The 22,925-nt window shown below is 38.8% G+C and carries 22 protein-coding genes; 6 read left to right on the top strand and 16 right to left on the bottom strand.

Annotation, left to right across the window (positions count from 1 at the left end; all coding sequences use genetic code 11):
• Positions 1–71 precede the first annotated feature (71 nt).
• The 3 genes from G0028_RS16320 to lgt form a co-directional block, all read right to left on the bottom strand.
• Complete coding sequence (locus G0028_RS16320) at positions 72–503, bottom strand: hypothetical protein (protein WP_180045463.1); 432 nt, start codon at positions 501–503, stop codon at positions 72–74.
• Complete coding sequence (locus G0028_RS16315; RefSeq protein WP_180045462.1) at positions 446–829, bottom strand: hypothetical protein; 384 nt, start codon at positions 827–829, stop codon at positions 446–448. The genes G0028_RS16320 and G0028_RS16315 overlap by 58 nt, the downstream gene beginning before the upstream one ends.
• Before the next feature lie 155 nt (positions 830–984).
• A complete protein-coding gene (lgt, locus tag G0028_RS16310) occupies positions 985–1,803 on the bottom strand; it encodes a prolipoprotein diacylglyceryl transferase (RefSeq protein ID WP_130072088.1) in 819 nt (272 codons plus the stop codon).
• A 105-nt stretch (positions 1,804–1,908) separates the two neighbouring features.
• Here lgt and G0028_RS16305 point away from each other — a divergent pair, with 105 nt between their 5' ends.
• A complete protein-coding gene (locus G0028_RS16305) occupies positions 1,909–2,691 on the top strand; it encodes an NRDE family protein (RefSeq protein ID WP_180045461.1) in 783 nt (260 codons plus the stop codon).
• A gap of 64 nt (positions 2,692–2,755) precedes the next feature.
• Here G0028_RS16305 and G0028_RS16300 read toward each other — a convergent pair whose 3' ends face one another.
• From G0028_RS16300 to tatA, 4 genes are all read right to left on the bottom strand, one after another.
• On the bottom strand, positions 2,756–4,945 hold the full coding sequence (locus tag G0028_RS16300; protein WP_180045460.1) for a PhoX family protein: 2,190 nt from the start codon (positions 4,943–4,945) through the stop codon (positions 2,756–2,758).
• A 146-nt stretch (positions 4,946–5,091) separates the two neighbouring features.
• A complete protein-coding gene (tatC, locus tag G0028_RS16295) occupies positions 5,092–5,874 on the bottom strand; it encodes a twin-arginine translocase subunit TatC (protein WP_130072085.1) in 783 nt (260 codons plus the stop codon).
• On the bottom strand, positions 5,871–6,332 hold the full coding sequence (gene tatB, locus G0028_RS16290) for a Sec-independent protein translocase protein TatB (RefSeq protein ID WP_180045459.1): 462 nt from the start codon (positions 6,330–6,332) through the stop codon (positions 5,871–5,873). The genes tatC and tatB overlap by 4 nt, the downstream gene beginning before the upstream one ends.
• Before the next feature lie 16 nt (positions 6,333–6,348).
• The gene (tatA, locus tag G0028_RS16285) at positions 6,349–6,570 is read right to left on the bottom strand and encodes a Sec-independent protein translocase subunit TatA (protein ID WP_130072083.1); all 222 of its coding nucleotides are present in this window, start codon (positions 6,568–6,570) and stop codon (positions 6,349–6,351) included.
• A 164-nt stretch (positions 6,571–6,734) separates the two neighbouring features.
• On the opposite strand from tatA, the gene G0028_RS16280 reads away from it, so the two are divergent.
• Positions 6,735–7,610 carry a permease gene (locus G0028_RS16280; protein WP_130072082.1) on the top strand — a complete coding sequence of 292 codons (876 nt, stop codon included), beginning with the start codon at positions 6,735–6,737 and terminating at the stop codon, positions 7,608–7,610.
• Between the two features lie 129 nt (positions 7,611–7,739).
• On the opposite strand, the gene rdgB is transcribed toward G0028_RS16280, so the two are convergent.
• The 8 genes from rdgB to G0028_RS16240 form a co-directional block, all read right to left on the bottom strand.
• Complete coding sequence (rdgB, locus tag G0028_RS16275; RefSeq protein ID WP_180045458.1) at positions 7,740–8,366, bottom strand: RdgB/HAM1 family non-canonical purine NTP pyrophosphatase; 627 nt, start codon at positions 8,364–8,366, stop codon at positions 7,740–7,742.
• Between the two features lie 192 nt (positions 8,367–8,558).
• Positions 8,559–9,152, bottom strand: a complete 594-nt coding sequence (locus G0028_RS16270; protein ID WP_180045457.1) for a tetratricopeptide repeat protein — start codon at positions 9,150–9,152, stop codon at positions 8,559–8,561.
• Positions 9,149–9,742, bottom strand: a complete 594-nt coding sequence (metW, locus tag G0028_RS16265) for a methionine biosynthesis protein MetW (protein WP_130072079.1) — start codon at positions 9,740–9,742, stop codon at positions 9,149–9,151. The genes G0028_RS16270 and metW overlap by 4 nt, the downstream gene beginning before the upstream one ends.
• On the bottom strand, positions 9,742–10,902 hold the full coding sequence (metX, locus tag G0028_RS16260; RefSeq protein ID WP_130072078.1) for a homoserine O-succinyltransferase MetX: 1,161 nt from the start codon (positions 10,900–10,902) through the stop codon (positions 9,742–9,744). The genes metW and metX overlap by 1 nt, the downstream gene beginning before the upstream one ends.
• Before the next feature lie 394 nt (positions 10,903–11,296).
• The gene (gene leuA, locus G0028_RS16255) at positions 11,297–12,994 is read right to left on the bottom strand and encodes a 2-isopropylmalate synthase (RefSeq protein ID WP_130072077.1); all 1,698 of its coding nucleotides are present in this window, start codon (positions 12,992–12,994) and stop codon (positions 11,297–11,299) included.
• Positions 12,995–13,272: 278 nt separating this feature from the next.
• Positions 13,273–14,373: an alpha-hydroxy acid oxidase gene (locus tag G0028_RS16250; protein ID WP_180045456.1), complete on the bottom strand. Its 1,101-nt coding sequence runs from the start codon at positions 14,371–14,373 to the stop codon at positions 13,273–13,275.
• A 54-nt stretch (positions 14,374–14,427) separates the two neighbouring features.
• A complete protein-coding gene (locus G0028_RS16245) occupies positions 14,428–15,111 on the bottom strand; it encodes a Fe2+-dependent dioxygenase (protein WP_180045455.1) in 684 nt (227 codons plus the stop codon).
• A 122-nt stretch (positions 15,112–15,233) separates the two neighbouring features.
• The gene (locus tag G0028_RS16240) at positions 15,234–17,474 is read right to left on the bottom strand and encodes a TonB-dependent receptor (protein ID WP_180045454.1); all 2,241 of its coding nucleotides are present in this window, start codon (positions 17,472–17,474) and stop codon (positions 15,234–15,236) included.
• A gap of 435 nt (positions 17,475–17,909) precedes the next feature.
• Between G0028_RS16240 and tig the strand changes: the two genes are divergently transcribed.
• The 4 genes from tig (at position 17,910) to G0028_RS16220 (ending at position 22,302) form a co-directional block, all read left to right on the top strand.
• On the top strand, positions 17,910–19,244 hold the full coding sequence (gene tig / locus G0028_RS16235; RefSeq protein ID WP_130072073.1) for a trigger factor: 1,335 nt from the start codon (positions 17,910–17,912) through the stop codon (positions 19,242–19,244).
• 189 nt (positions 19,245–19,433) lie between these two features.
• A complete protein-coding gene (gene clpP / locus G0028_RS16230) occupies positions 19,434–20,045 on the top strand; it encodes an ATP-dependent Clp endopeptidase proteolytic subunit ClpP (RefSeq protein ID WP_130072072.1) in 612 nt (203 codons plus the stop codon).
• Positions 20,046–20,079: 34 nt separating this feature from the next.
• Positions 20,080–21,390 carry an ATP-dependent Clp protease ATP-binding subunit ClpX gene (gene clpX / locus G0028_RS16225; protein ID WP_130072071.1) on the top strand — a complete coding sequence of 437 codons (1,311 nt, stop codon included), beginning with the start codon at positions 20,080–20,082 and terminating at the stop codon, positions 21,388–21,390.
• 159 nt (positions 21,391–21,549) lie between these two features.
• Positions 21,550–22,302 carry a DUF2846 domain-containing protein gene (locus G0028_RS16220; RefSeq protein WP_130072070.1) on the top strand — a complete coding sequence of 251 codons (753 nt, stop codon included), beginning with the start codon at positions 21,550–21,552 and terminating at the stop codon, positions 22,300–22,302.
• A gap of 65 nt (positions 22,303–22,367) precedes the next feature.
• Here the strand turns inward: G0028_RS16220 and G0028_RS16215 are convergent, their stop codons facing one another.
• The gene (locus tag G0028_RS16215; RefSeq protein WP_180045453.1) at positions 22,368–22,901 is read right to left on the bottom strand and encodes a DUF2059 domain-containing protein; all 534 of its coding nucleotides are present in this window, start codon (positions 22,899–22,901) and stop codon (positions 22,368–22,370) included.
• Between the last annotated feature and the right edge of the window lie 24 nt (positions 22,902–22,925).

Genomic DNA, 22,925 nt, shown 5'->3' with positions numbered 1-22,925 from the left:
CCCGTGCAAGCGCATTTTTAGAGTGAAAATGTGCATATTAAAAAGGAAGCTTATTCGGAAAACCTTCCTTTTTAATTGATACGCTTCGCACGATTTTCATAATTGGCAATGAGAATAAAACCCAATGCCATAAAGCCAAGACATTGTAAGATCAGGTAGATTAGATCTTGCTGTGGCAGATACCAAGCCATGATGGTCAAAGTTAAAATGGGGAGAAACATGATTAATATTTTCAAAAATTTGACTTGGCTGCTATGTTGTAAACGTTTCAAACTGAGCTGTTTTAGCAGGTGTAAGATGATGCCTATTGCTAAACTGATTCCCACAAAGAATGGACTGAGTTTGACAATGCTTGAACAATAATAAATCCCAATACACAGCCCAATGCTGACCATCAATTTTATTTGTCGGGTACAACGTTGCGAATACCAAAAATCGAGCATATTTAAGAGACTTGTGTGGGTTTGTTTTGATGGAGTAATGACAAGGGTGAAAATAGACATACTGCCAATGCCATAAAGCAAATACCTTGTGAACCAGGAATTAAAATTTCACCTTGATTCATATTTTTAAAAATCAATGCCAATAAAAGCGCGATTGGAATCCATGTCAGGACACGATACACAATACCCGTTGGCTTCTGTGCCACAAAATGTATTTTACAATAACGACAAATCAGGAAGATCACACCTGTTGCGACAAACATTAAGATCGCGCTATAGGACAAAGGTTGCATACGATAGAGCACTACAGTTGCAATGGCGATGACAATCAAGAAAAATAGCTTTTTCAAGATTGGGGTTTTTGGATCAAACCAGAATTCAAGCATAATGGATGTGTATTTTTAAAAGACGCTTTTAGTATAAATGAACTGATTGAAAAGATGAGTTTTAGTTACGTAGTCATTAAAAAATAAGAAAATAAAAGATAAAAAGCGGATGCTTGTGCATCCGCTCGTTGTCGCTTCAAAGTGAAGTTTGGCTTTTAAGTGTTTTTCTGTGGACCCCAGTCAAAAATTTTCTTTTGGTAGGCATACCAAATCATCCAAACTCCAATCAAAATCATCGGGAAAGATAAAATCTGACCTTTGGTCATCCAACCAAATAAAATGTAGCCTTGATCTGCATCGGGTTCACGGAAGAATTCCATAAAGAAGCGTGCACAACCATAACCGATCAAAAAGATAGCTGAAACAGCATAACGAGGACGAGGTTTCGAGCTAAACCACCATAAGATAATAAAGAGTAATAAGCCTTCACATAATGCTTGGTAAATTTGTGATGGATGACGGACCAAATGTAGTGGATCTGTCGGGAAAATCATGCCTAAAGCAAAGTTTGGATCGGATACTTGACGACCATAAAGTTCGCCACCGATAAAATTACCAAAACGACCAAACATTAGACCTGTCGGAACACAGGGTGCGATAAAGTCCAGCGTTTCAAACCAAGTTTTTTTGTATTTATGACACCATAACAGCATCGCGATCATCACACCGAGGAAGCCGCCATGAAAACTCATGCCACCAGTCCAGACTTTAAATAACCAGATTGGGTCGGCAATAAATTTGTCAAACTCATAAAATAGTACGTACCCAATACGTCCACCGAGCACCACACCTAAGGCACCATAGAATACTAGGTCGGAAATCATTTCTGAGTTCCAATTGGTGCGCTGTTTTGCACGGTAAGTTGCCAGTCCCCAAGCACATAAAAATGCAAGAAGATACATGATTCCATACCAATGTACTTTAAGTGGTCCCAATGCGATTGCGACTGGGTCGATATTCGGGTAGGTCAGCATGCCTTGTCCTTTGTATTCTGTTTTGCACAGATTTTAGCTGAAAGATATGAAAAATGTTGTACATTCAATGTGTAAACTTAAAGTAATCTGAGATGGAATAAAAATATGTGTATCGTGGCTTTGGCATGGCAAGTCTTTGATGATATGCCATTGTGTTTGATTTCAAATCGAGATGAATTTTATCATCGTGCTGCTTCACAGCTACATCACTGGGAAAATAGTCCAATTATTGCAGGGCAAGACTTGCAATCTGGCGGGACATGGATGGGTGTAACTGCGCAAGGACGTTGGGCGATTGTCACTAATTTTCGAGATGGACAGGATAAGAAACAATATGCAACTTCACGAGGACATTTGATTCAGGCCTTTTTACAGTCCGCACAACCCCCCATTCGTTTTGCCCAAGATTTAGAAAAAAAACAATGTGATTATGCGGGATTTAATTTATTTATCGGAGATCGAAACCAAGCGGTATATATGAGTAATCGTGGAGAAGCCCCACAGGTCTTAGCCAAAGGTGTGTTTGTGGTATCGAATGGGTTATTGAATGAAAACTGGGAAAAAACGCAACATTTGCGTAAGCGTTTTACACAGGAATTTTTACCGATGCTGCAACAGCCATTGATACCTGAGCACGATATAGTCTCTGCCGTATGGGATCTTTTACAAGATGAACGTAAAATCATTCCTGACTTATTGCCCAATACTGGTATTAGTACTGAAATGGAACATTTATTGTCTTCTACTTTTATTCAAAGTCCAATTTATGGCACGCGATGTTCAAATTTTTTAACCATTCAGCTTTCTAAAATGCAATGGTTTGAAAAAACCCAACAGGGTGAAAAATCAGGGGAAGTGATTCAGATCGCTCGATTGTTTTCACATTAAAAAACGCCATATGTAGTGAATACATATGGCGTATAAAGCAGATTACAATCATATAATAAGCGTATTAGCCTGCGATTGTACCGCCATCTTTACGTGTAATAACCACGGTTGCTGAACGTGGGCGAGCAGTTTTATTGCTGGCATCTTTTTGAGTTGCAGGCCAATGACTTGATGGTTTGTCATAGCTTGCTGAATCTTCACCCGGATGTTGTACATTGATGAAGATTGCTTTATGGTCAGGTGTCATTGTGACCCCTGTAATCTCACATTCTGTTGGGCCTGTGAGGAAACGACGTAAATTATCATCGGTCATTTTCGCACCAACAATGGTTTCTTGACCTGTTGATGTCGTTGCTTTAGTACCATCACCCACTTTACCTGGTAATGCTGCTAGCATCATACAGTTGGTCGTATCTGTATATGCACCATCATCTGTTTGAATCCAAAGCACACCACGTGGGTCAAACCACATACCATCTGGAGAAGACAAGTCATTGTTATCATTTAAGCCAGACAAGTTAATGTTATTTGCCATTTTTGCTTCCGCACCAAATAGGTAGATGTCCCATTTAAATGTTGTTGCCGTTGTTGTATTACCATCTTCATGGAAGCGGATAATATGACCATTCACATTACCTTTTCCACCTTCAGGATCTTGGTAGTTACGTGGATTGGCTGCATCTGTTGGATAGGCTGTACCACGGTTTGAGTTGTTGGTCAGTGTCACATAAACTTCTCCATTTTCAGGGTTTACCGCAACCCATTCAGGGCGATCCATTTTGGTTGCGCCCACTGCATCGCCTGCAAGACGAGCAAAGGTTGTGACTTCTGCTTGTGATTGAAATGGATAGACGCTATTTGTCGCATTTAAGCCATTTTTACCATAAGCCAATTCGATCCATTGACCTGTTCCATCACTGTTGAACTTGGCAACATAAAGTTTGCCTGAGTTCATATATTTATCGCCTGATTTATAGCCGCCGTTAATATCTTTGGCAGACCATTTTGCATCAGAAACAAATTTGTAAATATATTCGCCACGTGAGTCGTCACCCATATAGAACGCAAGGTTTTCACCTTCGATCAAACGGCTTGCACGACAGTCTTCATGCGCAAAGCGACCTAAAGAAGTACGTTTGACTGGATTTTGACGATTATCAAATGGGTCGATTTCTACGATCCAACCAAAAGTATTGGCACTGTTACGATAGTCTTGGGTCGCTTTGTCTGCAGTGATTGAAGAATTCCAACGGTCATATAAGTCTTGGCTTTCTAATTGACCGAGGGCAGTTTCCCATTTGTAGCGTGAGCTTGCACCATCTTTTAGACCATAACGTTTAAGTGCGATAATTTCTGCTGCCGTACGTTTAGCGTCATCACCTTTATTACGGATGAAATAACCAATATAGTTTTCTTCAGTGGTTAAGTATGTTCCCCATGGTGTATAGCCATTACCACAGTTGTTATGAGTACCGCGAGTTTGTTTACCTGCTGCTGAATATTTGGTGACTAAAAGGTCTGAACCTGCCACAACACCTGCAAAATCCATCACTGTTGATGCAGTAATACGGCGATTAAACAGTGAGTTTTTAACAATCTCGACTTTTTGTGTTGTTTTGTCTTTTTTCAACTCAATGATTGAAACACCGTGTGCATTCATTTCACGAATCACTTCATCTTCAGGGCGGCGACCGTCAGCACTCAGTGTCGGACCCTGAGGATGCAAGAACGTTGGATTGATATATTCATGGTTCATGACCAATAAACCACTTTCCGATACGGTTGGATCGTAGTTTTTGGTGGTCTGATTTAAACCAAAATAGCTCATACCGTCATGACAGTCACCTGATCGATACTGAAAACTTGGACCCGATGGAACAGCATTATCATTCCATTCAGCATAGGCAGGATTAATGGAGTCGCCCATTGCATACAGTACAGTCGCTTCATAACCTTCAGGTACAGTCACAATGTCATTCAGATTTTTAGCGACAGGCTTAAAGGTTAATTTTTCAGGTTTTTTATTAGGATCAACAGGTGTAGGCGTTGGGGGTGTTACATTATTAGATGAATCTTTATTATCACCACAGCCTGTTAATGTAGAAGCTAAAGCCAAAGCAGCTGCACCACTGGCTGTTTTTGCAATTAAGCTACGGCGTGTAATATGTTGTTCTAAAATGTCACGAAAATGGATGTTATCAGAAGTATTATTATCAAGTTCTTGATCTTCATGATATGGCGTCAGCTCGGTCATGGAAGTTTCCCTAAAATTAATCAATGGTGATAAAAGTTGTTATTAACTTAGAGAAGAAATATGACGACGCTTTGACAGCTAGGTGACAGTCTAATGAAGAAAAAATGTCAAAATGGTGAAATTAAACATATTGTTAATTACAGAGGTTAATCTGTGCTGAGGCGTCTTTTTTCAAGAATTTTGCCGAACATTAGACCCAGTTCAAAGAGTAACCACATTGGAATTGCCAACATAATCATAGAAATGGCATCAGGTGGGGTAATAAACATTGCGATAAAAAAACAACCCACAATAATATAACGGCGTTGGTTGACGAGGTCTTGTGTAGAGACGACGCCGATTAAAATCAGCAATAAGGTAATAATTGGGATTTCAAAAGTGAGTCCAAAGACCAAAAATAGCTTTAAACAAAATGCCAAATAACTATTAATGTCGGTCATCGGTGCGACAGTTTCAGGAGAAACACTCATGAAAAAATGTAAAATCGAGGGCAAAGCCACAAAATATGCAAAGGCAATACCTGCATAAAATAGGCTAATACTGCCAATTAACAAAGGCAGTGCTAAACTTTTTTCTTTGGCATATAACGCAGGTTTCACAAATGCCCAAATTTGATAAAGAATAAAAGGCATTGCCAACATCAAAGCAATAAAGAAATTTAGCTTAAAAGGTGCCATAAATGTTGCAGTCACATCGGTAGCAATCATGGTCGATGTTACGGGCAATTGCGCTCTTAACGGTGCAGATAAGGCGATGTAGGTTTTATTGGCAAAGGGCAATAAACAAAAAAATAGTGCAATCAATACACCAATAATTTTAAACAAATGACGTCTTAATTCGATCAGATGTTTTGTGATCGGCATAGCTTCTAATTCAGGCTGAGGATTGGGCTCAGAGGAATGAACCTGTGGGGTGAAAGAGCTGTTCATACCGCAACCTCGAAGTGTTTCATTGTAAAAGCTTGCTGTTCAATTTGTTGAATTGGATGGTTAGATGTTGCCAATATTTTCAGCCAAATATGAGCGATATATACGGTTGGAACTGAAGCTTGCATAAAGTGGTAAGTGGTGTTTTGCGGCTGAGTCGTGACATTTGCTGTAATATTTTGTTTTTCTTCAGCATGTTTGTTTTGTTGTAGTTCCTGCATTTGCGCTTGCATTTTTTGTTCAAGCTTTTGAATACGTTGCATCTCAAGCTGCATCTGCTCACGCAATTCGGAAAGACGGAGTTCGCGGTCAATGTCATTTTGCACATTACTGACAGTACGTTTGATTTTAGAATACCATTTGCCTACAAAACGTGCAGCGACAGGCAGCTTTTCAGGACCTAAAACCAATAAAGCGATAACGCCAAAAACCAGTAATTCAGAAAAACCAACATCGAGCATGATCTATACTCCCGTATCAGTGTTTTACGGTAGAGTTCACATCATGGGTATTTTGATGTTCTAAAGTACGTGGCTCTTGTAGATTAGGAGTTGCAACTTCATCCTCTTTGATAGATTTTTTAAAGTCTTTTACCGCACCGCCCACGTCTTTCCCTAAGTTTTTAAGTTTTGATGTACCAAATAATAAAATCACTACAATTGCAAAAATCAGTACGTGCCAAATTGATAATCCAGCCATGATAAAATCTCCTGTTTCATTAGGGCTTATCTCAACAGGTATCTGTGACAAAAAAGTGACACCAATATTTCAATTTAAAGACATGGGTTTTAAAGTTGCTTTTTCAAAAGCATGTTGCGGTGCATCATGCTAAAATTCTGTGAAATTATTTTAGGTGAATGCGAGTGTCTACGGTATTACCTCTTTTGGGGTTTTGTAGTGGCTTAATCTTAGCAACAACGTCATTTTCACAGCATTTAAAAAGCTTATTTTCTTCTGTTTTATCACGCTTATTCATTCCAATTGTGATTATTTACAATATGGTTTTTTATCAGGCGGGCAGTTTGGGCTTGATGCTATTTAGCTTTTTTTCAGCAGTTTTATTATTTTTTATTTACCTATTTTTATCCAAAGACCGACTACAGTCACTCTGTTTTAGTTATACCAATATGGCTTGGCTCGGTTTTCCCATCGCCATGGCTTTGTTTGGAGAACAAATCAGTGCATCTATTATTGCCATCTATGTCGGTGGTTCTATTTTTGGCAATATTTGGGCAGTAACTTCTGTCAGCTCCGAACCTTTAAATATTCAAGATATTTTTAAAAAAGTCATCAAGTCACCTCCTGTCATTGCCTTGATTTTGGCAGCTATTTTAAGACTGTTGAATGTGCAAAGTGTACAAGAGCATGCGTGGATCGATGCGATTTATTCTTTTTCAAAATGGGGGATGGTCTTTACGGGTATGTCTGTATTAGGCATGTGGTTACGCAAAACCAAAGTACATTTAGAGGATTTGACCTATAGTTGTAAAGTAGCACTGATCAAAGTGATCTGTGGCATCATTTTCTGTACATTTGCTTATTATTTTTTACCAATCGCACATGTTCAGGACAATATTGGTGTGATGTTTTTATTATTCTGTTTACCTCCCGCAGCGAATATTGTGGCACTTGAAACGCATTATCAAGGGACAGGTATTTCAGCCAAATACATTGCAGCAGGAACGATGGTCAGTTGTGGCATATGCTTAATTTATGGGGTAATGGTGCATTTATTGTAGGGCGGCTTAAATCATGCAAATTCCCTTGTTTTATAGGGCTGAGGTAAAGGGCATTATAATTCTTATAGGGAAAATACCTCTCCTTGTTGTGCGTATAAACACTCATTCTTTCAAGGAGAGGGCAGGTTCTTACTTTTCTAAACTTGCTTTAAATAATTGCATGGCTTGTCCACGATGACTGATTTTATTTTTTTCTTCTTTACTCATTTCGGCACTTGAAATCTGCAACTCAGGTAACCAAAACAAAGGATCGTAACCAAAACCATTTGCTCCACGTGGAGCATCTAACACTTCACCTTGCCAAATGCCTTGAAAAATTTGTGGAAGTGGGTCATCCGCATGTTGAACCAAAGCTAAAACACAAACAAACATGGCTTCAATCGTGTTTCCATCTTGGCGTAAAGGTTTTAGGTTTTCTAAAAGTTGGGCATTGTTTGCGGCATCATCACCGTGTTCACCTGCATAGCGTGCAGAGTAGATGCCAGGTGCACCACCTAAGAGCGGCACACAAATCCCTGAATCATCTGCAATCGCTGGTTTTCCTGAAATACGACTTGCATGGCGTGCTTTGATGATGGCATTTTCAATAAAACTTAAACCATCTTCTATGGCATCTTCAATATTGAGTTTTCCTTGAGGAATGACCTCGACAGGAAGGTTTAACTCTGCAAACATTTTTTCAAATTCAGCAATTTTACCTTTGTTATTACTTGCGAGGACTAATGTTCCTTGGGATAACCAATCTTGTGCAGACATGTCAATTGCTCTGAGTTTGAATCGTGAAAGCTATTTTAACTGATTCTGAGTGCGGTTTGAAAATTAGAAGTTTTTCCATGAAATGGAAGATGATTTAAAAAATCATGATGCTAAAAAAGCATATTCTATTCTCAAATAAAAAAAAGCACCTTAATGGTGCTTCCTTTATTGTATTTTATTTAAAAATAAAACTTATTGTGTTTGAATCCAACGGTCAGCACGGTCACGCGCAGTACGGATTTGTTCAGGCGTTAAGTTGGCAGCTAAAGCCGTTTTTTTGGTTTCAGACATATTAATGACTTTATTGTCTAACATGCCATCACGAGTTGAAAGTTCATACCACTGGTAAGCACCAATGTAGTTTTTCTTTTGCTCTTCCATCACAGCTAAGTTAAAGCTTGCACGATTATCGCCGTGGCTTGCGGCTTTTTCAAAGTATTGACGTGCAGACGCTTCGTTTTTAGATACCCCAATACCATCAGCATACATACGACCCACGTTCAATTGAGCTGCTGAAATCCCTTGATCCGCCGCAGCTTTAAACAAACTAAAAGCTTCTTTTAGATCTTTAGAAACACCATTGCCTGATTGATAACGCGTCGCAAGATAAAACTGTGCAGCAGGTTGACCTGCTTTTGCTGCTTTGGTTAAGTCAGCCACATTCATATGTGCATACTGTGCAGCAAGTGCAGCAGTTGATTTTTGTTGTTGCGGAATATAGTCCGCATGGACTTGAAAACTAAGCAGCCCAAAAAATAATGTACTACCTAATAATAATTTTTTCATATAGCGCTCACTCGATAGATTGCGACTTCGCCGAACAAGTTTGGGATCGACTTACTCAGTAAGCTCCCTTGTTGGTTCCCATTTACAGCAAGTCGATTAATAATACGAATATGATTTTCCGCACAAAGTGCTTCAAAGTCACGAAAGGTGCATAGGTGTATATTTGGCGTATTATACCACATATACGGTAATGCATCTGAAACGGGCATCATCCCTTTTAAGGCAAGAAAAGAACGAGTCTTCCAATGCGCAAAGTTAGGAAATGTAATGATTGCCTGTTTCCCCACACGCACCATGTCGCGCAATAGCACATCGGGTGCATCCACTGCTTGTAATGCTTGAGCCATGACCACATAGTCAAAAGACTGATCAGCAAAACGACCTAAACCCAAATTTAAGTCTTGTTGGATAATATTTAACCCTCTACTGACTGCAATTGCAATCTTTTCTTGATCAATTTCGAGTCCGTATGCACGAATATTATGTTTTTTACTCATGTGTGCAAGTAACTCGCCATCACCACAACCTAAGTCGAGGACACGTGAGTCGGGTTGAATCCATTTTTCAGCAAGTTGGTGGTCAATACGCATTATGCTATCTCCTTCGGTGTTGCTTGAAGGTGTTGTTCACCACCTAAAAATGCTCGTAATGATTTGACATATAACGGAATAGGAAACAAGAATGAGTCATGACCTTGTTCTGCATCAATGTCTAAATAACTGACTGGTTTGTTTGTAGATACGAGCGCATCTACGATTTCCTGAGAGCGTTGTGGGCTAAAACGCCAGTCTGTAGTAAATGAAACCACCAAGAAACGACATTGAGTATTGGACAATGCTTTGACTAATGATTGCTCATATTCACGCGATGGATCAAAATAATCCAAGGCTTTGGTCATGATCAAATAGGTATTAGCATCAAAGTTACGGCTGAATTGCTCACCTTGATAACGCAAATAGCTTTCGACTTGGAATTCCACATCAAAGCCATACATAAATTTGCCTGATTTTAAGTCACGACCAAATTTTTGTTTCATCGCTTCTTCAGACAAATAGGTAATATGACCGACCATGCGTGCCAAAATTAAGCCACGTTTTGGATAGCTATCATGTTCAAGATAACGTCCATGATGGAAATCTGGATCGGACAGAATGGACTGACGTGCCACCTCGTTAAAGGCAATATTCTGTGCTGATAGCTTCGGTGCGGAAGCAATGATGACGCATTTTTGTAAACGATCAGGATAATCTACAGACCATTGTAACGCCTGCATCCCCCCCAATGAGCCTCCAATGACCGCATACCAAACATCAATGCCTAAACGGTCAGACAACATGGCTTGAGTTTTGACCCAATCTCGCACCGTGACAAGTGGAAAGTCTGGACCATAAGGACGGTTTTCATTTTCAGGATTTGGTGAAGTTGGTCCTGTAGAACCGTTACAACCGCCAATATTATTTAAGGCGACGACAAAAAACTTTGAGGTATCAATGGCTTTGCCTGGACCAATACAAGCATCCCACCAACCTGGCTTTTTATCATCTGCATGATGATAGCCAGCAGCATGATGATGCCCTGACAATGCATGACAAATTAAAATAGCATTCGATTGATCTGCATTCAGTTCACCATAAGTTTCAACCATGATTTCGAAACGAGGTAATACACGACCACATTCGAGTTCTAAGGGTTCTTTAAATTCAAACTTTTGCGGGGTAACGAGACCCACTGAATCTGCTGGAAATGACACAGGAAATGTTCGCCTTAAAATTTGAGAAAATAGGTAACTTTCATCAATCAATGTCTGATCAGAAAACGACTTGTTTTGATCATTTGAACTTCGCTATATTTCACCAAGAAAGCTCCCTCCATCTTTTGGAAGAGGGTAAGGCTGGGGGACATTATTGGAAATTTGCCCTCATTCTCACCTTCTCCAACTTGGTCGTGTGTCTCAACAAAGCACTGCTTTGTTTTACTTAGGGAGAAGAGACTTTCTAATGCTTAAATAGCACTTTAGTCGTTAAAGTCGTTCATTTTTTGATTTGTGAAAATACGCATATCTAATGATTACATAAACAAAAGGATACCACTTGGGGCATCCTTTCTAAAGTCTTTTAATTGATATTGCTTATATACAATCTAGCTTATACAGCAGCAGCGATCACTTGATCTGTGCTCAAGACACCTTGGTCGATCAAACGGTTGGTTGCCGCAATAATCGCTTCGATAGATGAAGTGACAATATTGTCATGAACACCCGCACCAAAGGCAGATTTACCTGTACCATGTACCTGAAGTTCGATCAATGCCAAGGCTTTAGCGCTAGCACCTGAGCTAATGCTACGTTCTTCATAATTCAAGACATCAATCGGCAATTGAAGTGCATTCAAAATTGCTGAAATTGGGCCGTTACCTTCACCACGTAAATGTTGAGTTTCACCATTTACTACGACATCAAGCTCAATCACTTGATTGCCGTTTTCATCAGACAATCTGTAATTCTGCGCTGAATAATGTGCATCTTTAGCTGCAACATAGGTCTCTTTGAACAAGTTCCAAATTTGTTGTGCTGAAACTTCAACGCCTTCATCATCAGCAACCTGTTGTACCACTTGCGAGAATTCAACTTGTAAACGACGCGGTAAAACCACGTTATAGTTTGATTCTAATAAGTAAGCGATACCGCCTTTACCAGATTGTGAGTTAACACGAATCACGGCGTCATAGTCACGACCTAAATCTTTAGGGTCGATTGGTAAATAAGGCATATCCCAAATTTCTTGATCTTTTTGGAACTCAAAACCTTTCTTAATCGCATCTTGGTGAGAACCTGAGAATGCAGTAAACACCAAGTCACCTGCGTATGGATGACGTGGATGTACAGGCAAGCCTGTACATTCCTCAACAGTGGCAATGATTTCGTTGATGTTCGAGAAATCTAATTCAGGTGCAACACCTTGAGTGTACATATTCAATGCAATCGCTGCAACGTCCACATTACCTGTACGTTCACCATTTCCAAACACACAACCTTCGACACGGTCAGCACCTGCCATGATCGCAAGTTCAGATGCTGCAATGCCGCAGCCACGGTCATTGTGACAGTGAACTGAAATGATCACGCCGTCACGACGAGCAAGATTACGGTGCATCCATTCAATTTGGTCGGCATAGACATGAGGACCTGAAACTTCAACCGTCGCAGGTAAGTTTAAAATCACTTTATTGTCAGGAGAGGCTTCCCAGATTTCTGTTACAGCGTCGCAGACATCTTTGGCAACTTCTAATTCTGTTGCAGTAAAACATTCAGGGCTGTATTGGAAAATAAATTCGGTTTCAGGTTGTTTTGCTGCATATTCTTTGACTTTAGTTGCAGCATTGATTGCCAATTGTTTTGCACCTGCAATATCTACATTCAAGACTTTCTGACGGAAGGTCGGTGAGTTTGAATTATAAATATGCACAATGGCACGTTTTGCACCTTGCAAAGATTCAAAAGTACGTTGAATCAAATGATCACGTGCTTGTACCAAAACTTCGATATAAACGTCGTCTGGAATATGACCTTCTTCAATCAATTTACGGGTGAAGTCAAAGTCAATTTGCGAAGCAGAAGGGAAACCAATCTCAATATGTTTAAAGCCGATTTTCACCAACATTTGGAACATTTTGAATTTTTGTTCAATGTTCATGGGTTCAAAAATCGCTTGGTTTCCGTCACGAAGGTCGGTACTCATCCAAATTGGCGCTTTATTGATTTCTTTATCTGGCCATTGGCGGTCTGGCAAGTCTACACGTTGGTACATGCGACGATATTTTTTACTTGGATCAGCCAACATCATGAGGAAACTCCTTGTGTAGTGTGTACTGCTCGTATCTTGGGTAAAGGCAGCTTACTACAAATATAGATTGTGTCTATTCTAACGATTTACAAGTATTTTTCGGAGAATATTCGCCTAAAGTGGCATAACATGATGGTGTTCTTAACATCACATGAATGGAACTTTGATGACTTGTAAATAAATTAACTTAAGCTTAATTCTAAAACATATACTTTGGAAATAATTTCCTTAATGTGCAGCATTTCATTTAAATAAGAAAAATATTTTCATGAAAATGATTATTCTTGAGAAATATAGTCTGTGTTAATGTCATCTGGTGTAGAAGTTCCCATTAAAGCCATAGTCACCTCAAATTCTTCCTTTAAGATTTTAATCACATGCGCCACACCCAAAGCCCCGGCAACGGCCAAACCGTGAATATAAGGACGCCCAATCAACACTGCAGACGCACCTATGGCCAGTGCTTTAAATACATCTGTCCCACGGCGCACACCGCCATCAAGGAGTAAAGGAAAATCAGCAGGGACAACGCTTTTAATTTTTGCTAAAGCTTTGAGTGGTGAAATCGCGGTATCTAAAACTCGTCCACCGTGATTGGAGATAATTAAACCTTTTACCCCGATTGCTATAGCTTTACGGGCATCAGCAGGATGTAGTACACCTTTTAAAATCACAGGTAAATGTGTGTTGGCAATGATAAATTCAATATCTGCCCATTTCGGTGCAATTTGCATTAAGCCATTAAATACAGGATGTTGATCTTCACGAAGTTCAGGCAGAGGAATATGAGTGGGAGTATGCGGATGTTGCATATTTTCAGGTAAATGGAAAAACACACGACGTTCACGATCACGAATACCTGTATGCGGAGCATCTACTGTAATGACGATCGCTTTAAAATTTTGAGCTTCGGCAAGTTTGACTAAAGCAAGTGATTTTTCACGTTCGCCTTGCCAATAGAGCTGAAACCATTTGAAAGGATTTTCTGCTTTTAAACGGCGTAAATCGGTATTGGTGAAGGTACTGAGTATAAAGTTGCTACCCAATACTTCAGCGGCTAAAGCAGTGGCTGCTTCGGCATCGGGATAGAACTGTTGTTGATGTCCAATTGGAGCAAGAAAAATCGGATGTGGAAATTTTTGACCTAAGATTTCTATTTCTGTTGAGCCTTGTGTGAGGTCATTGAGTAATCTTGGAACAAGTTGGATTTTGGAGAATTGTTGGCGATTGTCTCGGACACTATATTCATCCATTGCGCCGCCTTGTAGATATTGCCACACCATATCTGATAAATGTTTTTGCGCTTGAGTCTCATAATCTGCCAAGGTTTGTAGATGGGGGGGAATTTGGCTAAGTGGGGAGAGGACAGAGGAGCTCATAAGAAACCTATTCATCTACAAAATGTGGGCTAAAAATACGTTGGCTGAATAAATTTATAACTCAGCCCATTTACGAATTAAATTGTGGTAAAGACTGGTGAGTTTGACGACTTCGCTATGTTGATCGCCCAATTCAACTCTAAGGTTTTGAATACTTTGATCTAAATTAAATAACATATGACGATTGGCATCATCACGAATCATACTTTGTAGCCAAAAAAATGAGGCTGTACGACAACCTGAGGTGACAGGACTGACCTCATGTACACTGCTTGAAGGATAGAGGAGTAAATCCCCCGCAGGCAGTTTAACTTCATGGTAGCCGTAAGTATCCTCAATGACCAATTCACCACCGTCATAGTCTTCAGGTTCGGTTAGAAATAGGGTACATGAAAGATCTGTACGGATGCGTTGTTGTGTTCCTCGAATATGGCGAATGGCATTATCAACATGAAATCCAAATTTTTCGCCTTGTTCATAACGATTAAAGTAAGGTGGTAAAATTTCCAACGGAAGTGCAGCTGATAAAAATAAAGGGTGCTGTGCCAATGCATCTAAAATGATGCTGCCCAAATGCTGTGTGAGTGGGTGGTTTTCAGGAAGTTGTTGGTTCTGTTTAACATTTGCAGACAATGACCCTGTGGTTTTTTTACCATCCTCCCAATTAACTGTATTCATTTCTTGTCGGAAATAAGCGGTTTGTTCTTTGCTTAATACATTTGGAATATGGTGAATCATCGTCACACCTTGAACGTTGTTGGATGAATAAAGGGAAAATAGAAAAATAGCCTCTAAATTTAGAGGCTATTTTTATAATATGCAATCTAATCCATAAAAGCTATATGGATTAATGTCATAACTTAGTATTTAAAGTTTAAAGACAATACAGCATTACGACCATCTGCTTCTGTTGCATAGTGAGATGCATAAGCTTTTGTGAAATAGCGTTTATCAGACAAGTTATTGACATTTAATTGTACATTTACTTGTTTGTTTACGTCATAACGTGCCATAGCATCGTAACGGACATAAGATGGTGCCCATTTGATGTTTGCGATATCGCCATATACTGTGTCTGAATATACTACACCGCCACCTAGTGTTAACTGTGGTAAGACTTTATAGGTTGTCCATAACGTTGCAGCTTGTTTTGGAACGTTTGGCATTTGGTTGCCATTATAAACTGCATTGTCAGTACATTTTCCATTACGGCAAGATTTACCATTCTTGGTTAACTCGCTATCAAGATAGGTATATCCTGCAGAAATATCCCATTTTTCAGTAATTTTACCGTTTAAGCCCAGTTCAATACCATCAACTTTACTTTCACCAACATTGGCATAAGTCGTTGGATCAAGTTGTACACGGGTATTTTGTTTTTCAGTACGGAAAATTGCAGCAGTTAGATTTAAACGATCATCTAACAAATCCCATTTTGTGCCTAACTCAAATGTTTGTGCTTCTTCCGGATCAATCATTTGGTTATTGGCATTAATGGTTTCGCTATTATCTCCCCAACCCGCATTTAGACCTACAGGGCTTGCAGATGTTGCATAACTTGCATAAATCGAACCATTTTCAACAGGTTTAAAAGTTACGCCTGCTTGGTAAGTAAAAAAGTCTGAATCATTATTGGCTGTATATGCCGCAGCTGAAGACGTTGCAAGGAAATTTTGTTCAGCTTCAAACTTGTCCCAACGTACACCGAGGTCAAGTAACCATTGTGGTGTAATTTCAATATTGTCTAATAAATATACTGAAGTACTTTCAACAGTGGCATCAAAATCTTGGCGTGCCTCTAAACGGTCTAAGAATGGTTTTTGGGTTGGATTATTAAGAGAAGTACACCAATTTGTTGATAAGTTTGAGCAGTCGCTAAAAAAGCCAGTTGTAGATACTTTGCCATTTTTGTCGATGATGTTATAGCCGCCTTTATCAGTTTCTTGCTTGCTATATTCAGCGCCGACATTAAAGCTGTGCTTAATTGAACCTGTATTAAACTTACCTGTTAATGCCAATTGATCAGTGAAGGTATCGCTGTCAGTAATTGCTGAATTTAGACGATGCCAAACTTTTCCATTAGCGACATTACCTTTTGAGTCATCAGGATTTGTCCAAACATAATCATTTTTAGATTTGCTGTACATTGCTGTGTTCGTAAGGGTTAAGTTGTCAGTTAAGTCATGTTCTAACTTAATCGTACCCGCGTGGTTTTCTTGTTTTTGGAAATCACGGTCTAACCAACCATAGTAAGTGCCTTGTTTTACTTCAGCAGGTTTACCTTGTGCTTTACCCAAAGCTGCATTCCAGTAAGGGATACCTGAATCAGGCGTATCATCTGATTTTAAGTAGTAATAACTTAATGTCGCACGAGTAGGGGTATTTAAACCAAAAGTAATACTTGGTGCAATACCAGCACGAGCATATTCCGCACCATTAGATTGACCTGGTTTTTCATTTTTATGACCTAGGACAGCAACACGCGCTGCGATGCCATTACCAAAATCTTTATTACCATCTAAGGTGATACGTTGATAGTTGTCAGTACCCCCAGCAACTGAGCCTTCTAAAAAGTCACCTTTTTTAGCCACTTTAGAGATCATGTTGATACTACCGCCGACTGTACCCGCACCACCCATGGCAGAAGCAGAACCTTTGGTGACTTCAACTTGTTCAACTGCGAACATTTCACGGTTTTGTGAAGTTGAGTTACGGATACCATCTAGATACATTGAGCTTTCAGAGCTGTAACCACGAATAAATGGGCGGTCACCATTTGGATTGCCCCCTTCACCTGCACCTAAAGTAATCCCTGGAACAGTACGAAGTGCATCTGCAAGCGTAGTCACTTGTGTGTCTTCGATTAATTTTTTAGAAATTACAGACACAGATTTTGGTGTGTCTAAAAGAGGAGCAACAAATTTACTATTTGCTGATTCATCAACTTTTAAACTTTCTTTTTTTGTTGCGTGAGCTTGCGCATGGATTGTAGGTAGTTGTTGAATCGTATCTTCTTGTGCAATCGCAGTTGTAGTAATGACAGACAAAGAAGAAGCAAGGGCTGAAACAACAACCTTTTTGCGTGATTTAATAAATGACATAACGACTCACTGGTGAATGCAAATTTGTATGCGAATAATAATAATTCTTATTTGTTTTAACTATTCTTTGTTATTGGTTTTAACTATGGATATATTTATTGTTATTTGTAAATATAATGTTTAATAATGTAAAAGAATATTAAGTTTATGATTTTTATGTTAAATAAAAAACTCTTTTAAAAAATGGTTTTTTATTGGTTTTACGAATCAGAGATCATGTGAGAGGAGTTGTTAGAAGTTTTACTCTAGTGAAGTGGTTTTATTTATTTCTGAAAGAATGACGTCATCGGAAAATAAATTTGAAAAATTACTGAAAAGAAATATAGAGAAATTTTTATTTTAGGGGTTAAAATAGCCGACATTTTGTATATCTATAAAGTTGTCATATAATGTGGCACTTTTTTAAATTGTAACTACTATTATATAGAGGAAGCCATGCAAGTAACTTCTGAAGCGGTTTCGGGCATTGCCCGTCGTTTAAATGTATCTGTACCGACGAGCCGTGTAAATGAGCAATTTGAAGCTCGTTTAAAACGCGCTGCCAAAACTGTAAAGATTAACGGCTTCCGTCCAGGTAAAGTACCTGTAAACGTTGTTCGTCGTGAATATGGTGCTGGTATTTACCAAGAAGTGGTAAATGACATCATCCGTGACTCAGTATTCGAAGCAATTCAACAAGAAAAAATCAATGCTGTTGGTATGCCAAACATTGATAAAGTTGAAAACAAAGATGATGCTTTGGTTTTTCAAGCAACTGTAGAGGTTTACCCAGAAGTTTCAGTAAATGCACTTGATACTTTAGAAATCGAACGTAAATCGACTTCAGTGAATGATAAAGATGTCGACACTATGCTCGAAAACCTTCAAAAACAACGTCAAACTTGGGCTGAAACCAAAGGTATGGCGAAGAAAGACATGCAAGTGACTTTCGACTTTGAAGGTACAGTGGATGGCGAAAAATTTGAAGGCGGTGCTGCGCAAGACTTTAAACTTGTTTTAGGTTCTGGTCGTATGATTCCTGGCTTCGAAGATGGCATCATCGGTATGAAGAAAGGTGAAGAGAAAGTCATTGATGTTACTTTCCCTGAAGACTACCAAGCTGAAAACCTTGCAGGTAAAGCGGCTCAATTCAAAATCAATGTGAAATTGGTTGAAAAACCAAAACTTCCTGAAATTGATGCTGAGTTCTTAAAAATCTTTGGTATTACTGAAGAAGAAGGCGTTGAAAAATTAAAAGCTGACGTTCGCAAAAACATGGAACGTGAAGTGAAAAATGGTCTACGTAACCAAGTTAAATCTGCTGCATTTGATGCATTAGTTGCTGCAAATGAAGTTGAACTTCCTTCAGCAATGGTTGCTCAAGAAATTGACCGTCAACGTCAACAAATGATTCAACAGTTCACTCAACAGTTTGGTGCTCAAGGTGCGCAAGCATTTGACAGCAGCATGTTGCCTGATGACTTATTCAAAGAACAAGCTGAAAAGTCAGTTAAATTGGGTGTACTTGTAAGTAAAATCTTAGCAGATGCTAAACTTGAAGTAGATGCTGCTCGTGTTGAAGCATACATCGAAGACATGGCAACTTCTTATGAAGATCCTGCTGAAGTGATTGAATACTTCAAAAATGATGAAAAACAACGTGCTCAAATTGAAGCTGTTGTTTTAGAAGACCAAGTTGTAGATTATATTTTAGCTGCTGCTAAAGTATCTGACACTGAAGTGAGCTACCAAGATTTATTGAAAGAACAACAAGCACGTCAACAAGGCTAAGTTGTTTTTTATTAAAAGGCGCTTTCGAGCGCCTTTTTTTATGCTGTATTAAACTTGTAATTGTCCCAAATTCAAAATGCTTATTCAAAAAAATTTGATATTTAATGGGGAATATTTTGCAATTTCAATCATTATCCCTCATATTGTCACTATGAGCTGAGTAACAAAAAATTCAGGAATAAATAACATATGTATGTTCCATCTATTGAAAACGCTTTAGTCCCTGTGGTTGTAGAACAGTCATCTCGTGGTGAACGTTCTTTCGATATTTTCTCACGTCTTTTACGTGAGCGTGTAATTTTCTTAACAGGTGAAGTTGAAGACAACATGGCAAACTTAATCGTTGCACAAATGTTGTTTTTAGAAGCTGAAAACCCAGAAAAAGATATTCATTTATATATTAATTCACCAGGAGGGTCAGTGACTGCAGGTATGGCAATTTACGATACCATGCAATTTATTAAGCCCGATGTGGTGACGTATTGTATGGGGCAAGCTGCATCGATGGGTGCATTCTTGTTAAATGCGGGTGCGAAAGGTAAACGTTATTGTCTTGAAAATGCGCGCGTGATGATTCATCAACCATTGGGTGGTTTCCGTGGTCAGGCATCAGATATTGAAATCCATGCACGTGAGATTTTATTTATTAAAGAACGTTTAAATCGCTTAATGGCAGAACATAGTGGCCAAGACTATGAGCGTGTCGCAAAAGACACAGATCGTGATAACTTTATGACTGCAGAACAAGCGAAAGAATACGGTTTAGTGGATCAAGTGTTATCAAAACGCCCACAAAACTAAGCTTTAACGTACAGATTTAAGATTTGGAGTGAAAATGTCCGATAATCCTCAAGGACAAAAACATTGTTCATTTTGTGGAAAAACACAGTCTGAAGTTGGAAAACTGATCGCTGGAGAGGACGCGTACATTTGTAATGAATGTGTGGATGTCTGCTTAGATTTAGTTCAAACCAGTCAACAAGTTGAAACTGGAGATTGGGCAACACGTCCATTGCCTAAACCTCATGAGATTCGTGCTGCGCTTGATCAGTATGTGATTGGTCAAGATACTGCAAAGAAAACGTTATCAGTTGCGGTCTATAACCATTACAAACGTTTAAAAGTAACGCAATCTGCAAATAAACCTAAAGATGCTATTGAGTTAGCAAAAAGTAATATTTTGCTGATTGGACCAACAGGTTCTGGTAAAACATTATTGGCGCAAACACTTGCGCGTTTACTTGATGTACCTTTTGCGATGGCAGATGCAACCACTTTAACCGAAGCAGGTTATGTGGGTGAAGATGTTGAAAACATTGTACAAAAGCTGTTACAAAAAGCGGATTATGATGTAGAAAAAGCCCAAAAAGGTATTATCTACATTGATGAGATTGATAAGATTACGCGTAAATCTGAAAATCCATCGATTACCCGTGATGTATCAGGTGAAGGCGTACAACAAGCACTTCTGAAAATGATTGAAGGCACGGTTGCATCTATTCCACCTCAGGGCGGACGTAAGCACCCACAACAAGAGTTTATTCAAATTGATACCTCAAATATTTTATTTATTTGTGGTGGTGCGTTTGCTGGACTTGAAAAAGTGGTACAACAACGTCAAGAAAAAGGTGGTATTGGTTTCACTGCTGATGTGAAAAATAAAGATGATACTAAGAAAGTATCAGAATTGTTCCGTCAAGTTGAAGCAACTGACTTAGTAAAATTTGGTTTAATTCCTGAGTTTATTGGTCGTTTGCCTGTGATTGCGACGCTTGAAGAGCTCGATGAAGAAGCATTAATGCAAATCTTGACTGAACCAAAAAATGCATTAACGCGCCAGTATCAGTACTTGTTTGAAATGGAAGATGTCGATCTAATTTTTGAAGACTCAGCATTACGTGCTGTGGCAAAAAAAGCGCTTGAACGCAATACAGGTGCGCGTGGTCTACGTTCGATTTTGGAAAATGTTTTACTTGAAACTATGTATGACTTACCAAGCCGTGAAGATATTGGCACAGTCATCATTAATGCTGATGTGATTAATCATCAAGCAGAACCTGTTTATCAAGCAGAACGTCAACCGAAGCAAGAACAAGCTGTTGAAGAAAAAGTCGATTTAAAAGTGATTGATAGTAAATCTGCTTAAGATGATTGAGTTGTGATCTGCAACTTATCTGAAACGTGTAAGAAGCTGGACTTTTTACACGTTTTTTATTTTTAAATCGCCAATGAAATGTTAAGCTGATGTTGAGAAAATCATCTTCATTCAAAAAATGAAAATAAAAATACGTGGTGAGGGATAATCATGCGTTACTTTGGTCTAATTATTTTAACCAGTTGTGGATTGGCTGCTTGTCAAAGTCATCAGGCTGTCGAACAACCAACTACAAGTCAAGCTGTGTCTACTTTAGATGCCGTAAATTTTGAAAAAGAAAATTCTTTTGTTCATGAAAAGTTAGATCAATATAAACTCGGTAAGTTTTCTGTAGGTTCATGGGTCAATCAGGAGCCTGGGCAGTATTTCAAACTGGTAAAACCCCAAAATCCGAATGCTGCTGTGATTTATTTTTATCGTCCTGATAGTAAGTGGAATCGCCAAGAAATTATTGCACAGAGCTTTTATTTAAATGGAAAACGAATTCCTAGTCTCATTAGCAATCATTATTATTGGATTGAGCTGGCTGAGGGCGATTATAAACTCAGTTTAAGTCGACCATTGGCAGTGGTACATTTTCAAAAGCCTAAAGTTGCTTATTTTCACGTGCAAGCAGGTCAGCAATACTTTGTAAAGTATGAGGAAGAGAAATTCCGTGGTGGTCCAAATGGTGGTGGTGATTTATTGAAAGTTGGTCCATTGATGCAAATGCCAACGCGCCAAGGATTAAAAGAAATTGCCATGACGCAATTAAAATCGCCTGGTTTAAACTTTGTTGGCGAAATGACCGCAGATGGAAAGTTGATCAAACCTCAGGAAAAAATTAATAGTGGAGATTATCAAGCCAGTGATGATGTGCATTTGAGTACACCATTTAAGATTTGGAATCCTTTAACATGGTAAATGAGATACCGAAATCATCCATTTAAAAAGAGGCAATTGCCTCTTTTTTATAGAAATAAACAGTATTATTTGTTTTCTGCGGCTTTTTTAAGTGCTTCGAGTTTTTTATTGACTTGAGCAAAGTCTTTTTCAGTCGCTTGAATGGTCGACATCAGTTGAGTATTGAGGATTTTCATGGATTCTTGGGTAACAACAGGACTTTTAGCTAAAATGGATTGTCCAACTTGGCTTGAGTAAAAATCAATTTGTGCTTGTACTTCTTCAGCACTATAAACATCTTTATAAATTTTTTGATAAATCGGCTGCATTTTTTCCCAAGAAATACTTTTCTTATTTTGCTCATGTAATTGATCTGCTAATTCATTGGCAACGATTTGTTCTTGTGGGCTAAGTTGTTCATGCCGCACAATATTTTGTACAATCGTATATGCTTGCTGATCAAGCTGAGGGCGAATTTGTTGTATAGTTTGTTGTAAAAGTTGATCGATTTTCATCACTTCTATTAATTTTTGCACTTGTTGGTCGCTTGCAGGAGCAGCAAAAGTATAAGGTGTAATCAGTATTAACCCACTGAGTAATAAGGTTTTAAATTTTTTCATCTGACTGTCCTTAAAAGATAATGA

This window comes from Acinetobacter piscicola, assembly GCF_015218165.1.
Taxonomy (GTDB): Bacteria; Pseudomonadota; Gammaproteobacteria; order Pseudomonadales; family Moraxellaceae; genus Acinetobacter; species Acinetobacter piscicola_A.
The sequence above is the reverse complement of the archived record's forward strand: the minus strand, read 5'-3'. Positions and strand labels throughout refer to the sequence as shown.

What these genes read in the sequence shown, in the direction of transcription:
- G0028_RS16220 (WP_130072070.1), top strand. Translation starts at nt 21,550, where the DNA reads ATGCGTTACTTTGGTCTAATTATTTTAACCAGTTGTGGATTGGCTGCT.
- G0028_RS16315 (WP_180045462.1), bottom strand. Translation starts at nt 829, where the DNA reads ATGCTTGAATTCTGGTTTGATCCAAAAACCCCAATCTTGAAAAAGCTA.
- G0028_RS16250 (WP_180045456.1), bottom strand. Translation starts at nt 14,373, where the DNA reads ATGAGCTCCTCTGTCCTCTCCCCACTTAGCCAAATTCCCCCCCATCTA.
- tatB (WP_180045459.1), bottom strand. Translation starts at nt 6,332, where the DNA reads ATGCTCGATGTTGGTTTTTCTGAATTACTGGTTTTTGGCGTTATCGCT.
- G0028_RS16245 (WP_180045455.1), bottom strand. Translation starts at nt 15,111, where the DNA reads ATGATTCACCATATTCCAAATGTATTAAGCAAAGAACAAACCGCTTAT.
- tatC (WP_130072085.1), bottom strand. Translation starts at nt 5,874, where the DNA reads ATGAACAGCTCTTTCACCCCACAGGTTCATTCCTCTGAGCCCAATCCT.
- leuA (WP_130072077.1), bottom strand. Translation starts at nt 12,994, where the DNA reads ATGATGTTGGCTGATCCAAGTAAAAAATATCGTCGCATGTACCAACGT.
- metW (WP_130072079.1), bottom strand. Translation starts at nt 9,742, where the DNA reads ATGCGTATTGACCACCAACTTGCTGAAAAATGGATTCAACCCGACTCA.
- tatA (WP_130072083.1), bottom strand. Translation starts at nt 6,570, where the DNA reads ATGGCTGGATTATCAATTTGGCACGTACTGATTTTTGCAATTGTAGTG.
- rdgB (WP_180045458.1), bottom strand. Translation starts at nt 8,366, where the DNA reads ATGTCTGCACAAGATTGGTTATCCCAAGGAACATTAGTCCTCGCAAGT.
- G0028_RS16270 (WP_180045457.1), bottom strand. Translation starts at nt 9,152, where the DNA reads ATGAAAAAATTATTATTAGGTAGTACATTATTTTTTGGGCTGCTTAGT.
- clpX (WP_130072071.1), top strand. Translation starts at nt 20,080, where the DNA reads ATGTCCGATAATCCTCAAGGACAAAAACATTGTTCATTTTGTGGAAAA.
- G0028_RS16240 (WP_180045454.1), bottom strand. Translation starts at nt 17,474, where the DNA reads ATGTCATTTATTAAATCACGCAAAAAGGTTGTTGTTTCAGCCCTTGCT.
- G0028_RS16215 (WP_180045453.1), bottom strand. Translation starts at nt 22,901, where the DNA reads ATGAAAAAATTTAAAACCTTATTACTCAGTGGGTTAATACTGATTACA.
- G0028_RS16305 (WP_180045461.1), top strand. Translation starts at nt 1,909, where the DNA reads ATGTGTATCGTGGCTTTGGCATGGCAAGTCTTTGATGATATGCCATTG.
- tig (WP_130072073.1), top strand. Translation starts at nt 17,910, where the DNA reads ATGCAAGTAACTTCTGAAGCGGTTTCGGGCATTGCCCGTCGTTTAAAT.
- G0028_RS16320 (WP_180045463.1), bottom strand. Translation starts at nt 503, where the DNA reads ATGTCTATTTTCACCCTTGTCATTACTCCATCAAAACAAACCCACACA.
- lgt (WP_130072088.1), bottom strand. Translation starts at nt 1,803, where the DNA reads ATGCTGACCTACCCGAATATCGACCCAGTCGCAATCGCATTGGGACCA.
- clpP (WP_130072072.1), top strand. Translation starts at nt 19,434, where the DNA reads ATGTATGTTCCATCTATTGAAAACGCTTTAGTCCCTGTGGTTGTAGAA.
- G0028_RS16300 (WP_180045460.1), bottom strand. Translation starts at nt 4,945, where the DNA reads ATGACCGAGCTGACGCCATATCATGAAGATCAAGAACTTGATAATAAT.